Origin of the sequence: Mycobacterium neglectum (assembly GCF_002591975.1) — a bacterium.
In the GTDB taxonomy this organism is placed as follows: Bacteria; Actinomycetota; Actinomycetes; order Mycobacteriales; family Mycobacteriaceae; genus Mycobacterium; species Mycobacterium neglectum.
On sequence record NZ_NVQE01000020.1, the window covers coordinates 83,184 to 96,896 of the forward strand.

At 65.5% G+C, this 13,713-nt stretch carries 12 protein-coding genes and 1 pseudogene; 2 read left to right on the plus strand and 11 right to left on the minus strand.

Translation table 11 applies throughout. From position 1 onward, the window contains the following. Positions 1–3: 3 nt before the first annotated feature. Positions 4–1,551 carry an ATP-dependent DNA ligase gene (locus CSQ99_RS17155; RefSeq protein ID WP_099040194.1) on the plus strand — a complete coding sequence of 516 codons (1,548 nt, stop codon included), beginning with the start codon at positions 4–6 and terminating at the stop codon, positions 1,549–1,551. A gap of 36 nt (positions 1,552–1,587) precedes the next feature. Here CSQ99_RS17155 and CSQ99_RS17160 read toward each other — a convergent pair whose 3' ends face one another. Genes CSQ99_RS17160 through CSQ99_RS17185 form a run of 6 tightly spaced genes read right to left on the minus strand, consistent with a single transcriptional unit; the run spans position 1,588 to position 5,336 of the window. Continuing rightward, positions 1,588–1,845 (minus strand): hypothetical protein, encoded by a 258-nt coding sequence (locus CSQ99_RS17160; protein ID WP_099040195.1) that lies wholly within the window; start codon positions 1,843–1,845, stop codon positions 1,588–1,590. Positions 1,846–1,854: 9 nt separating this feature from the next. Next, positions 1,855–2,295: a pyridoxamine 5'-phosphate oxidase family protein gene (locus CSQ99_RS17165; RefSeq protein ID WP_099040196.1), complete on the minus strand. Its 441-nt coding sequence runs from the start codon at positions 2,293–2,295 to the stop codon at positions 1,855–1,857. Between the two features lie 5 nt (positions 2,296–2,300). Continuing rightward, positions 2,301–3,710 carry a WS/DGAT/MGAT family O-acyltransferase gene (locus CSQ99_RS17170; RefSeq protein ID WP_099040197.1) on the minus strand — a complete coding sequence of 470 codons (1,410 nt, stop codon included), beginning with the start codon at positions 3,708–3,710 and terminating at the stop codon, positions 2,301–2,303. 59 nt (positions 3,711–3,769) lie between these two features. Then, positions 3,770–4,189, minus strand: coding sequence for a pyridoxamine 5'-phosphate oxidase family protein (locus CSQ99_RS17175; protein ID WP_099040198.1), 420 nt, complete (start codon positions 4,187–4,189; stop codon positions 3,770–3,772). A 50-nt stretch (positions 4,190–4,239) separates the two neighbouring features. Beyond that, entirely contained in the window at positions 4,240–4,665 is a 426-nt protein-coding gene (locus CSQ99_RS17180) for a hypothetical protein (RefSeq protein WP_099040199.1), read from the minus strand. Further along, positions 4,662–5,336 carry a helix-turn-helix transcriptional regulator gene (locus CSQ99_RS17185; protein WP_099040200.1) on the minus strand — a complete coding sequence of 225 codons (675 nt, stop codon included), beginning with the start codon at positions 5,334–5,336 and terminating at the stop codon, positions 4,662–4,664. The genes CSQ99_RS17180 and CSQ99_RS17185 overlap by 4 nt, the downstream gene beginning before the upstream one ends. Before the next feature lie 48 nt (positions 5,337–5,384). Between CSQ99_RS17185 and CSQ99_RS17190 the strand changes: the two genes are divergently transcribed. Next, positions 5,385–5,789, plus strand: a complete 405-nt coding sequence (locus CSQ99_RS17190; protein ID WP_099040201.1) for a group III truncated hemoglobin — start codon at positions 5,385–5,387, stop codon at positions 5,787–5,789. 7 nt (positions 5,790–5,796) lie between these two features. Here the strand turns inward: CSQ99_RS17190 and narI are convergent, their stop codons facing one another. From narI to CSQ99_RS17215, 5 genes and pseudogenes are all read right to left on the minus strand, one after another. Continuing rightward, complete coding sequence (gene narI / locus CSQ99_RS17195) at positions 5,797–6,522, minus strand: respiratory nitrate reductase subunit gamma (RefSeq protein ID WP_099040220.1); 726 nt, start codon at positions 6,520–6,522, stop codon at positions 5,797–5,799. Positions 6,523–6,526: 4 nt separating this feature from the next. Further along, entirely contained in the window at positions 6,527–7,180 is a 654-nt protein-coding gene (gene narJ, locus CSQ99_RS17200) for a nitrate reductase molybdenum cofactor assembly chaperone (protein WP_099040202.1), read from the minus strand. Next, positions 7,177–8,841 (minus strand): nitrate reductase subunit beta, encoded by a 1,665-nt coding sequence (narH, locus tag CSQ99_RS17205; RefSeq protein ID WP_099040203.1) that lies wholly within the window; start codon positions 8,839–8,841, stop codon positions 7,177–7,179. The genes narJ and narH overlap by 4 nt, the downstream gene beginning before the upstream one ends. Further along, entirely contained in the window at positions 8,842–12,552 is a 3,711-nt protein-coding gene (locus CSQ99_RS17210; protein WP_099040204.1) for a nitrate reductase subunit alpha, read from the minus strand. After that, positions 12,549–13,478, minus strand: a pseudogene (locus CSQ99_RS17215) (MFS transporter); the annotation flags it as partial. The pseudogene CSQ99_RS17215 and the gene CSQ99_RS17210, both read right to left, overlap by 4 nt. Positions 13,479–13,713: the final 235 nt, after the last annotated feature.

Consider the following 13,713-nt stretch of genomic DNA (forward strand, 5'->3'; position numbering starts at 1 on the left):
GTCGTGCAGTTGCTTGACGTCGTCACCGCGTCGACGGAGGTCGGCGCCTCCTCGGCCCGGCTCAAGAAGATCGCCGTCATCGCCGACCTGCTCCGCCGCGTCGGTGAACGGGGCGACGCCACCATGGTCGCGGTGATCGTGTCGTGGCTGTCGGGCGAACTGCCGCAACGCCAGATCGGCGTCGGTTGGGCGGCGCTGCGAACACTGCCAGCCCCGGCGCCGGAGGCATCGCTGACAGTCCTGGATGTCGACGTCCGTTTCAGCGAAATCGGCGCCGTCGCGGGCAAGGGCTCCCAAGCTCGCCGCGCCGAGCTGGTGTCAGGACTCTTCGGCCAGGCCACGGAAGCCGAGCAGACGTTCTTGCGCCGCCTGCTCGGCGGTGAACTCCGCCAAGGAGCGCTGCTCGGAGTCATGGCCGACGCGGTCGCCAAAGCCGCCGATCTTCCCGCAGCCGCGGTTCGGCGTGCGGCCATGCTGGGCGGCCATCTGCCCACGGTCGCTGCCGCCGCGCTGACCGGAGGTGAGGCTGCGCTGGAGCAGTTCACCCTCAAGGTCGGCCAGCCGGTCGGCCCGATGCTAGCCCAGACCGCCACCGGCGTCGCCGATGCGCTCGAACGTATCGGCGGCACAGCGGTTTTCGAGGCCAAGCTGGATGGGGCGCGAGTGCAGGTTCACCGTGCCGGCGACTCCGTGTGGATCTACACGCGAAGCCTCGACGACGTGACCGCCCGGCTACCCGAGGTGGTGGATGCGACGTTGGCGCTGCCTGTCACCGATTTGATCGCCGATGCCGAGGCCATCGCACTGCGTCCCGACGGCCGTCCACATCGATTCCAGGTCACCGCGTCCCGATTCGGGCGTTCGGTCGACATCGCTGCGGCAAGGACTGTCCAGCCACTGTCGGTGTTCGTATTCGACCTTCTGCATCTCGACGGCGCGGATCTGCTCGACCTGCCGACAAGCCAGCGTATTGCGGCTCTCGACGCGATCGTCCCGAACGAGCACCGGGTCGACCGGCTGATCACCGACAATGCCGAGGCAGCGCAGGATTTCCTCGACATCACGCTGGCGGCCGGCCACGAAGGCGTCATGGCGAAATCGCTGACGACGACGTATGAGGCCGGTCGCCGCGGCGCGGGCTGGCTGAAGGTCAAGCCGGTACACACATTGGATCTGGTGGTGCTCGGCGTCGAATGGGGGTCGGGCCGCCGCACCGGCAAGCTGTCGAACATCCACCTCGGCGCCAGGGATGACGCGACCGGCGAATTCGTCATGCTCGGAAAGACTTTCAAGGGCATGACGGATGCGATGCTGGCCTGGCAGACCGCCCGCTTCCTCGAACTGGCCGACGGTCCGACCGACGGCTATGTCGTGAAGGTGCGGCCCGAGCAAGTGGTCGAGATCGCGCTCGACGGTGTACAGACGTCATCGCGCTATCCCGGCGGCATGGCGCTGCGCTTCGCGCGGGTGCTGCGCTACCGCGACGACAAGAGCCCCGCCGAGGCCGACACCATCGACACCGTCCGCACCCTCTACCAGCGCGGAGACTAGCTTGTAGAAGTCGCATTCCAGCGGAGTCTTTCGTCCCTAGACCGCACACATCGCTGCGCCGAGTGTGGTTTGCCGCTCGCCCAATCCGCGGAGCGAGAGCACCTCGCCGCATTGCGTTGCGTCCCAGCCCTGCCAATGCAGTCGATGTCGCGATGGCGGTCGCGATACCGAGGCGGCGCACGGATCGCTGACGGCCAACGCCAGCCGGCTGTTGTGCAGCGAGCGAGCGCGGCGGGCCACCTCCACTGCGTTCGCAATCACCTGAATATCCACTGCACGCGTGGTCGTGGCCATTTGCTCCCTCTAGCTATTGGCAGCATTGAGGTATTGCGGCAAACCGGGTTCACGGAAGCGGCGCCCCGTGATCCTCTCTGTCCGGATCCGGACGAAGTGGTCGCGTCGGCCGTCAACCCACGGCTGCAGGAAAGTCCCTCCGATTTCGACCAACTCATCGATGTCGGTGATCGGCTGCGCATGCCCGACCACGGTCACACTCCATCCCGTGCGCAGGTCTGGATCCAACTCGTCTGCCTCAAAGGCGACGACGAGGTTCTCAGCGGCTGCGGCCAGCTTCGCGCCACCGGCCACACGGATCACCACATCGTCGCGCCATAACCGAAAATTGACCGGCTGCACCGCGGGCAGCGCGCCCTCGGTGAAAACCAGGCGGCCCACCCGAACCTCTTGCAACAGATCGAGACATTGCCTGCGGTTCAGGACATCGAGTTCTTGAGCTTTCGACATTGCGATCAACCCCCTTGGACCAGTGCAAGCGTTCCGACGGGCGTGGAGCGCCAATGGCCTGCGCTGACGGTCGTCAACCGTGCGACTGCACGCTCGATCCCGCGTGCGAGCTCGTCGACGTCTGGCGCCGCGTCGTAGTCGCCGATGATTCCGAAAGCGAGGTGGTCGGCGTAACTCATGATTGCTATGCCCGTGCGTAGTTGTAGTGCCAACGGCGGAATCGGAAGTAACCGGACGACCTCCCGGCCCATGACCCGCAAGCGCTTTCGCGGTCCCGGCACGTTCGTGGCCAGCGTGACGACACCGCGCTGCGGCAGCCGAGTCAACGTTCGCACCGTCCACGCCGTTACCGGGAAGGGGATGGCCTTCGCCGCGGATACGAAGATGTTGCCGGCCTGACGTTGTCCACTCGCCTTGGCTCGCGTGAGTCGGGCGTGCACAGTTTGCAACTGGGCGACAGGATCGGCCTTCTCCACCGGAAGGCACGGCAACATGACCGAGACACGGTTGTCCGTCTTGTCCGCAGCGTCGGCCGACCGCACAGAGATCGGCACCAGAGTGCGAAGTGAATCGGGCCGTGGTCGCTCTCCGCGACGAAGCAGCATCGCACGATAGCTATCGGTGATCGCTGCCAGCGCAACGTCGTTGACGGTCACCCCGAACCCGGCGCAGATCTTTGCGACATGGTCCAGCGAGACCTCGACCGAGGCGTAACGCCGCATGTTGGTCAGCGGTCCGGTGAGCGACGACGACGCCGCAGGACGCAGCAGACCGCTCGCGATCTCCGCGGCTCCCTGCAGGGCGTGCGCCGCGGCGGCCGTCACGCCAAGCGACGTGCGCCACGCTCCGGCGAACCACTCGATCGGGTTGAGTGTGAGCGCCGGCAGTCGCAGTCCGCGCGCCGGCTGGTGCGCGGCGCATATTTGGGTTGCAAAGGTGTCGCCCGCGCCGTCGTCGCAGATCCGGGAGAGCATGTGCGTCGCCGCTATACCATCGGCGATGCAGTGGTGGACCTTCATCAAGATCGCCCACCGGTTGTTCGCCAGGCCACCGACGACCCAGCATTCCCACAAGGGGCGGTCACGATCGAGACGGCGCTCCATGATCTCGGCGACCCAGCGGGACAGTGCCGCATCGTCTCCAGGACCCGGCAGCGCCGCCCGCCGGATGTGATGGGAGATGTCGAGGTCGTTGTCGTCCACCCAACGGGGAGCGCCGAGGTCCAACGGCTGGGTGTGCAGGACTTGCCTGAACCGCGGCACCGACATCACGCGCTCGCCGATGGTCGAGATCAGCGAATCGAAGCTGGGCATCGGCCCGGCAAGCACTGCGACGGCGCCGATCGCGAGGCTGACGTGGCGGTCGGAGTCCTCGGCCTGAAGGAACCCCGCATCAAGCATTGTCAATTGCTCCATGAATCCACTGTCGGCCGTCTTTGAGCGCCGCGGCAGGGGCAAAGGTCCCTATCGAAGGGTCAGTTGTCCTCGACTGCAGAGCCGAATCCGAAGCGTCGGCCGCTTATCTCTGACGGGTGCACCCGCACATAGCGCGGCTTCGAGCCGGCTGTCCACGGCAGGAGTTGTGCTCGCTGGGCTTCCTCGATCTCGGCGCCGGTGTGGAGCATCTGCGCCGCGCCCTTGACGATCACGCTCCAGCCTTCCGACACGTTGTGGTCGTCGGCTTCAAAAACCACATGGGCGCTCATCACGACGGTGAACAGCTTGGTGGCGTACTCCGCAGTGCGGAACAGCACGGTCTTGTTTTGCACGACGAAGTTGACGGGAAAAATCTCCGGGTAGCCGTCCACGCAGGTAACGAGCCTGCCCAGCGTCATGCTCGACAGCAGGCTCCAGCTCTCTTCTGCTGAAAGGACATCCATCGGTTTACCGGTCATGGTCGCAGTCTAGAGATTCGGCGCCCGAGAATCCCAGCACTGAAGCGGCCTCAGCTCGACAGCAGGAGAATTCCGCCGAAAACCAACGCGACAATCTTGATCACCTCGAGTGCCACGTAGATGTAGTGGGCACGGGAGCGGGCGGCGTTCTGACCGGCCAACACTGCGTCGGAGCGGCGCGTCAATCGCGGCCGCACACCGGCCAATTGGACGACCAGAGCGACGAAGGCAATTGCGAGCGTAACGACAACGCCGACGGACGGACGACTCGGTGCCAGCGCCACAAGGATGCCGACAGCGATCAGCACCTCGGTGCTGTTGAGCGCGCGAAAGACCAACCGGCCGATGCCCAGTCCGATCTGCAGGGTGACCCCGGGAGCCCGGAACTTCAGCGGCGCCTCGAGGAAAGAGATGGCCAAAACCATGCCAAGCCAGACGAACGTCAGCGCGGCGGCGACGGCTGGACCCGAACTCATGAGGCCGGCCTTTCCATCGTGACGTGGGCCAAGCAGAGGTCAGGCTCGACGAACGGCTCCAACCTCTCCACAGTGACGGGCGCATTCCACGCGTCCAACGCGCCCTGCATGAGTCCCAGGTGGATCGGACAGATGATGGCCGACTTGTCCGCGGCCACCTCGAGGAACGGACAATGACGCAGTCCGACTTGAACTTCGCCGTGGGCTACCAGCCGCTGGGGCGCAAACCCCAGGTCGTCGAGCAGGGCGATCAGCCGATTGATCGACTGCCGCACACCTGGTGGCTTACGCGTCGGACCGGCGACCCGGCTTGCCCACGCGCGGCCCGCCTCGAGCGCCTTGACGCTGGCGTTGCGTTCGCCGGCCAGTGCGACGGTGAGGATCTCGGCGAGCAACCGATAGCGTCGCGAGCCGCCGGGGTCCATTCTGCGGACCGCGCGGAACATCAGCGGCGGCCGGCCGCGGCGCTTTTCCTCCGGCTCGACGGTTTCGATTCTGCCTTCGGCGACCAGGGTTTCCAAGTGAAATCGGACGGTATTGGGGTGCACCCCAAGCTGATCCGCGATCTCGACAATTGTCGTCGCGCTGGCCGCGCCCCTCATTGCGGCCAGTACGTCTTCGCGTCGGTCGGATCGCTGTGATGAGGCGCTCACTGTCTTGACCGTCGACATACGCTAGAGTTTACACAATATGAGTTGTAAAAAATAGAAAGGCTTCCCATGTCGGACCTGGCCACTCGCGACGATGTCGAGGTTTTGCTCCGGCGCTTCTACGGTCGGGTGTTCGCCGACGATGTCCTGGCCGAACCGTTTAGCGAGTTACGCGCGAAAGGGCTGGAGTCCCATTTGCCGGTGATGTGCGACTTCTGGGAAACCGTTCTGTTCCGCGCAGGGCTCTACCACGGCAGCGCGCTGCTGGTTCATCGCCAACTCAATGAGCGACATCCATTGTGCGCTAATCATTTCGCGCGCTGGCTTTCACTGTGGGAGCGCACGGTCGACGAAATGTACTACGGTCCCGCCGCGCAGCGGGCGAAGGTTCAGGCCGCCAGGATCGCCAAGTCCATGCACCGACGTCTCAACGGTCGCGACGCACCGGAACTCGACGCGTTGGTCCCGCACTGATCCTGCGTCACCAACCCCGACGCCGCGGGTGTGAGCCCACGAGCGCGTCGTTGGCCGCGTCGCGGGTGCGGTAGACGATGTAGGGACGGAACAGGTATCCGATCGGTGCGCTGAACACGTGCACGAGCCGGGTGAACGGCCATAGGCAAAACAAGACGAGTGCGATCATTACGTGAATGTGGAACCACAACGGCGCCTGCACCATCAGATCACCGCGCGGCTGCAGGATCCAGATGGACCGGAACCACGGCGACACACTCTCGCGGTAGTCATGCTCCGCGCCGACCGGCGTCGCCCCGATCAGCGTGCATGCCAAACCAGCGACGATCGCCAGCACCAGCACCAGATACATCACCTTGTCGTTGGCGGTGGTGGCCAAGAACACCGGACCCGTGGTGCGACGGCGAAACACCAATAGCGCAATGCCCCCCAGGGTGGTGACCCCGGCGACGACACCGAGAACCATGGCCTGAATGTGGTACACGTGATCGGTCATGACCAGGTCGGTCCACGATTCGGGGATGACCAAACCGATGATGTGGCCGGCGATGACCACCAGGATTCCGAAGTGAAACATTGGGCTGCCGATACGCAGCAGTCGCGATTCGTAGAGCTGCGACGAGCGGGTCGTCCAGCCGAACTTGTCGTAGCGGTAGCGCCACCAGATTCCGACCGCGACGATCGCCAGGGTCACATAGGGGACGACATCCCAGAAGATAACCCATCCCGAAATCATCTCAATCTCCCTGTGCGCGTCGCGGTGGCACGGTCAACGTGAACGGTTCCAGCCCAACCGATTCGGCCGGCGGCCCGGCCGTGGCCAGTCGCCGAGCGCGCTCGATGTCCCGGTCGGTCGCCGTCGGCAGCGTCTGACACACCGCGGCAACAGCGTGCGCATACGGCGAGCCCGATCGTTCCAACGCGTCGCGCAATACATCGATCGGCACCCGGTGCTCGACGAGCAATCGCCGGCCCGCCTCGGGGTCGACGGTAGCGGCGAACTCCAGCACCACCGGCAGATGGTCGGGCGCTTCGCGGCGCGGCGGCCCCACCCCGGCGGCCCGGTAGGCGCGCGTGAAGGACAGCATCTGGCTGCCGCGGTTGCGGGTGTCGCCGCCGGTCCAGTACGTCAGATACATGGTCGACCGGCGCCGCAGGTCGAAGGTGTCGACGTAGTCGGTGGCCGCACGCATCGGATCGGCGTCCCGCAATGCCACCACAGTCCGGCCGAGCAGTTCGGCCGGGCTGCCTGACACGTTTGCGAGCAGCTCATCGACGGTGGCCAACCGCCCGATGTGCTGCTCGTCGGGGTACGCCAGCAGCAGCGAGGCCGCCTGCCACACCAGTCGGTGCTCCAGTGTGTGTTGGCGTTCGCGCCTGAGCAGTTTCATTGCTGCGGCCCGCCGGGGAACATGCCGCCGGGCACGCCGCGCCCGTCCCAGTTGAGCAGGTTCACCCGCGACGGATTCTCGGCGGTGACCCCAATCCCGTCGGCGGTCTGCCGATGCTGCAGAGCGTGAAACGTCTCCACCGCCACCGGTACCGGGTCGCCGCTGGCCTCACCGAACGGCCCCGACTCGTACATACCGGGCCCCCCCTCGAACGAAAGCGAACAGCCGGGCTCCTCGAGCGATTGAGATTCCAGCGCATGCGCGTCGGCGATGTATGCCGTCGGTATGACGTAGCGCTCGTCGTATTTGGCCAGTGCGAGCAGGCGGTACATCTCGTAGATCTGCTCTTCGGTCATCCCGACTGCCTGCGGAATGTGCGGCTGGGTTTCGCGGCCGAGGTTGATGTCGCGCATGTAGGAGCGCATCGCGGCCAGCCGACGCAGCACGCCCTCCACCACCGCGGTATCGCCCGCGGTGAACAGCCCGGCGAGGTACTCGATCGGAATCCGCAGCGCCTCCAGCGCGCCGAACAGGTTGCCCAGCTCCTCGCCGTCGTGGCCGTCACGGGCGACGGCGTCGACCACCGGAGACAGCGGCGGGATGTACCAGACCATCGGCATGGTGCGGTATTCGGGATGCAGCGGCAGCGCCACCTGATAGTTGTGGATCAGCGCGTAGATCGGTGATCGCTGCGCCGCCTCGATCCACTCCTCAGAGATGCCCTCGGCGCGTGCCCCGGCTATGACCGCGGGGTCCTTGGGGTCCAACAAGACAGATTTCTGCGCCTCGTACAGGTCGGTGTCCTTCTCCACCGACGCTGCCTCCAACACCCGGTCGACGTCGTAGAGCACCAGGCCCAGGTAACGCAGCCGGCCGACGCAGGTTTCCGAACACACCGTCGGCAGACCGACCTCTATGCGTGGATAGCAGAACGTACACTTCTCGGCCTTGCCGGTCTTGTGATTGAAATACACCTTCTTGTAGGGACATCCGGACACACACATGCGCCAGCCGCGGCACCGGTCCTGGTCCACGAGCACTATGCCGTCCTCGGCGCGCTTGTACATCGCGCCGGACGGGCAGGATGCGACACACGACGGGTTCAGACAGTGCTCGCAGATGCGGGGCAGGTAGAACATGTAAGTCTGCTCGAGCTCCAGCCGGACCTTTTCGCTCACCTGCGCCAGTACCGGGTCGCCCGACAGGATTTCCGGTGAGCCCCCGAGGCTGTCGTCCCAATTCGCCGACCACTCGATCTTCATCGGCTCGCCGCTGATCAGGCTGCGCGGCGGTGCCACCGGCATGTGCTCACCGAGCGGCGCGTTCGTCAGGTTCTCGTAGTCGTAGGTCCACGGCTCGTAGTAGTCGTCCATGCTGGGCATCTTCGGGTTGGAAAAGATATGGAACAGCTTGCTCAGCCGACCGCCGTCGCGCAGCCGCAACCGGCCCTTGCGGTCACGCACCCACCCTCCGCGCCACCGCTCCTGATCTTCGTAGGTGCGCGGATACCCTTGGCCTGGGCGGGTTTCGACATTGTTGAACCAGACGTACTCCATGCCGGGCCGGTTGGTCCAGGCCTGTTTACAGGTCACCGAGCAGGTGTGACACCCGATGCACTTGTCGAGGTTCATCACCATCGCCATCTGGGCCATGACTTTCACTTAAAACACCACCTCTTGGCTGCGACGGCGAACCACCGTCACCTCGTCGCGTTGGTTACCAGTGGGACCGAGATAGTTGAACGCAAACGCGTTCTGCGCGTAGCCGCCGGCCAGGTGGCTGGGTTTGATCAGCAAGCGGGTCAGCGAATTGTGGATGCCGCCGCGCTTGCCGGTGGTCTCCGACAGTGGAACGTCGATCGTGCGCTCCTGGGCGTGGTAGACGAACACCACCCCCTCGGGCATCCGGTGCGACACGATCGCCCGTAGCACGATCACGCCGTTGCGGTTGACCGCCTCGACCCAATCATTGTCCTGCACTTCGATTTTCGTGGCATCTGCCGGACTCATCCACATGGTGGGACCACCCCGGGACAGTGACAGCATGAACAGGTTGTCTTGGTACTCCGAGTGGATCGACCACTTCGAATGCGGTGTCAGGTACCGCACTGTGATACCGATCCCGTCCGCTCCGCCCTGGCCCACCGGGGCCGCGCCGAACAGCCGCGACATGTCCAGCGGTGGCCGGTAGATCGGCAGCTGCTCGCCGAGTTCCTCGAGCCAGTCATGATCGAGGTAGAAGTGCATCCGGCCGGTCAGCGTGTGAAACGGCTTGAGCTCCTCGATGTTTACCGTAAAGGGTGCGTACCGGCGCCCCCCGGTTTCACTGCCCGACCATTCCGGGCTGGTGATCACCGGCACCGGGCGTGCCTGCGTGTCGGCGAATGTGATGCGGCGCTCCTCGCTGCCCTCGGCCAGGTGCGCCAACGGCCGCCCAGTACGCCGCTCCAGCTCGCGGAACCCTTCGACGGCGAGTCGGCCGTTGGTGGTTCCCGACAGCGCGAGGATCGTCTCGGCCATGCGCTCCGCGGTGGTGATCGCCGGACGTCCCGCAGCCACACCGGTGTTCATCACACCGAACTTGGCGGCGAGTTCGCCGACCTCCCTATCCGGGCGCGTGGTGACCCCCTTGGTGGTCAACCCCAACCGCTCGACGAGCGGTCCCAGCGCCGCCCACTGCTCGGCCACCCCCGGGTAGTCTCGTTCCACCACCGCCAACGGGCCCATGGTCTTCCCGGGCACCGGTTTGTCTCCTGTGGTGCGCCAGTCCTGTTCGACGCCACCGGGATAGGCCATCGCGCCGGGAGTGTCGTGCTGCATGGCGCCCATCACCACGTCGGTGCGCACACCCAGATGCTTTTTCGCCAACGCCGAGAACGCCCGTGCCACCGCAGCGAACGCCTCGAAGTCGGAATGAGCTTCCCAAGGCGGGTCGACGGCCGCATTGAACGCGTGCACGTAGGGATGCATGTCGGTGCTGGACAAATCGTACTTCTCGTACCAGGTCGCCGCCGGCAACACCACATCGCTCAGCAGCGTGGTGGACGTCATACGGAAGTCGATCGACATCATCAGGTCGAGCTTGCCCTCCGGGATGTCGTCGGACCAGGCAACGTCGTTGGGACGCAACGTTTCTGAAGTGGGGCTGGCCTGTAGATTGGAGTCGGTGCCGAGAAGGTGACGCAGGAAGTATTCGTTGCCCTTGCTCGAGGAACCCAACAGGTTGGCGCGCCAAACCGAGAGCACCCGTGGCCAGTTCGCCGGGTTGTCGGGATCGGTGACTGCCAGCTTCAGCTTTCCGGACGCCAACTGCTCGGCGACGTAGCCGGGGATTTCTGCGTTCTCGCATCCGGCTGCGGCTGCCTCGTCGGCGACGTCGAGGCTGGAGCGGTCGAACTGTGGGTAAAAGGGGCTCCAGCCCATCGCCGCGGCCGAGGCCAATACGTCCATCGTGTGTCTGCCGCGGAACCGACCCCGCCCCAGCGGGCTGGCCAGCGCGTCGGCCCGGTAGCCGTCGTAGCGCCACTGATCGGTGTGGACGTACCAGTACGAGGTTCCCGGCACCTGCCGCGGCGGCCGCACCCAGTCGGTGGCCATCGCCATCGCCGCCCACCCGGTGACGGGCCGACACTTCTCCTGCCCGACGTAGTGCGCCCATCCCCCACCGTTGCGACCCATCGCGCCGGTCAGCAGCACCAGCGCCAGCACCGCCCGGTAGGTGGCGTCGCCGTGGAACCACTGGCAGATTCCGGCACCCATGATGATCATCGATCGTCCGCCGGATTCCTCGGCGTTGCGAGCGAACTCCTTCGCGATCCGGATCGCTTGTGTCGCCGCCACCCCGGTGATCGATTCCTGCCAGGCCGGCGTATAGGGATGGTCCGCGTCGTCGTAGCCGGTGGGCCAGTCCCCGGGCAATCCGGGGCGGGCCACTCCGTACTGGGCCAGCATCAGGTCGAACACCGTGCAGACCCGGTGCTCGCCCACCTGGCGTACCGGCACACCGCGCGTCAGCGTTTCGCCGTGCCCGTCGAGACTGTCGAAGCGCGGCAGCGCGATCGATGCCGCCGCACCGCCCTGCGCGCCCAGCACAGTCAGCGCCGGCACCAGATCACCGAGTTCGAGGTTCCACTTGCCCACGCCGTCGTCGCCGAAGCGGAATCCCAGCGAGCCGCGCGGCACCACCACCGAGTCGGTCGCCCCGTCGACCAGCACCGGCTTGAACGCGGCGTTCTCCACCTCGGCCGCGTCACCGCCCAGATCGGCCGCAGTGAGCATTTTGCCAGGCACCAGGTTGCCGTCGCGGTCCTCGAGCTTGACCAGAAACGGCAGGTCGGTGTACTGGCGCACATAGTCGACGAAGAACGGAACACGTTGTTTGACAAAGTATTCCGACAGCACCACGTGGCCCATCGCCATGGCCAGCGCGCCGTCCGTCCCCGCGGCGCAAGGCATCCACTCGTCGGCGAACTTGGTGTTGTCGGCGTAGTCGGGGCTGACGCTGACGACCTTGGTGCCGCGGTAGCGGACTTCGGTCATCCAGTGCGCGTCGGGTGTACGGGTCACCGGCACGTTGGAGCCCCACATCATCAGATACGACGCATCCCACCAATCCCCGGACTCCGGCACGTCGGTCTGGTCGCCGAACACTTGCGGTGACGCCACCGGCAGATCGGCGTACCAGTCGTAGAACGACGTCATAACACCGCCGAGCAGTTCGATGAACCGCGAGCCCGCGGCGTGGCTGACCATCGACATGGCCGGAATGGGCGAGAAGCCGGCCACCCGGTCGGGCCCATAGGTCTTGATGGTGTGAACGTGGGCGGCCGCGATCATCTCCGTCGCCTCGGTCCACGTCACTCGCACCAACCCGCCCTTACCGCGGGCCTGCTGATACCGCCGTCGGCGCTGCGGGTCGGCCTGGATGTCGGCCCACGCGAGCACTGGGTCATGCAGCCGCGCTTTGGCTTCGCGGTACATCTCGACTAGCACGCCGCGGGCATAGGGGTAACGCACCCGCGTCGGCGAGTACGTGTACCAGGAGAACGCCGCGCCGCGCGGACAGCCGCGGGGTTCGTACTCGGGCCGGTCCGGACCCACCGACGGGTAGTCGGTCTCCTGGGTCTCCCAGGTGATGATGCCGTCCTTGACGTAGATCTTCCACGAGCAGGACCCTGTGCAATTCACGCCGTGCGTTGAGCGCACCACCTTGTCGTGACTCCAGCGGTCCCGGTAGAAGACATCACCGTCGCGGCCGCCGCGACGGGTCACGGTGCGCAGGTCGTCGGAGAATTCGCCGGGGGTGAAGAACCGGCCGCTGCGCGCGAGGAGTTCCTCGATCGGCCCGCCGGCACGCGGTGTTGTCGACGTCATGTCGAGTCCTTGGTTTGCTGAGCAACAGGTTCGTGCGCGTGTAGTCGCAACGCTGTGTAGCCGAGGGCGATGAGTGCGGTGGCTACCAGCAGGAGCAGGCCGATCGTGTAGTCGTTGTCGACGGAGTCATAGGTCGCGCCCATCACCAGCGGCGGGAAGTAGCCGCCGAGCCCGCCGGCCGCAGCGACGATTCCGGTGACCGCGCCCACCGATTGTGCCGGTGCCCGCCGCGCCACCCATGCGAAGACGCCGCCGGTACCGACTCCGAGGAAGATGGCCAGCGTGATGAATGTCGCCGCCGACCACACGTCCGGCGGTGGTTGGACTACCGCGACGAGCGCCATCACCGAGGTGCCGGCGAACGACGTCAGCACCACATACTTGGGTGCGATCCGGTCGGCCAGTGCTCCGCCGATCGGTCGGGCCAACACGGCGGCCAACGCGAAGCCGGCGGTGCGCGCGCCCGCGTCGACCGCCGAGAATCCGTAGATCGTCTTGATGTAGGTGGGCAGATAGTTGCTGAACGCGACAAATCCACCGAACACCACCGCGTACAGGAATGACATCTCCCACGTGACCGGTAGTTTCGCGGCGGCGATCAGCTTCGGCACTACCGGTCCGGTATTCGGGGTGAAGCTCGGGGAATTCCGCATCACCAAGGCACATGCAACCGCGGTCAGCGCGAGCGCAACCGCGACGATGACGTGAGTGCTAAACAAACCGAACCAGCGGACGAACCGCGGTGTGAAGAACGCCGACAGGGCGGTACCAACCATTCCCATGCCGAACACGCCAGTAGCAAAGCCGCGGCGTGATGCCTCGTACCAATTGTTGGCGAATGGGATACCAACCGCGAAAACCGTTCCAGCGATGCCCAGGAAGAATCCACATACCAGCAACAGGGGGTAGGACCCTGCGGTCCCTGCCGGAGGTTGTCCCGGTCTTCGTGGAATTTGAGGTGGCGGTCCCTCACCTGATGCCCGCCAGATGGTAGGTCTTCGGGTGAACGACCAAGTACACCTCGAAGAAGGAGCAAGGGACCGCCATGAAGACCGTACCTACTGTTCGCCTCGCTGACACGACCGACGCCGCCGGGTTGCCTGAGCTGCCGGAGGAGATCCGGCTGGCGATGACCAGCATCGCCGGGGCGGCCCGGGAGGG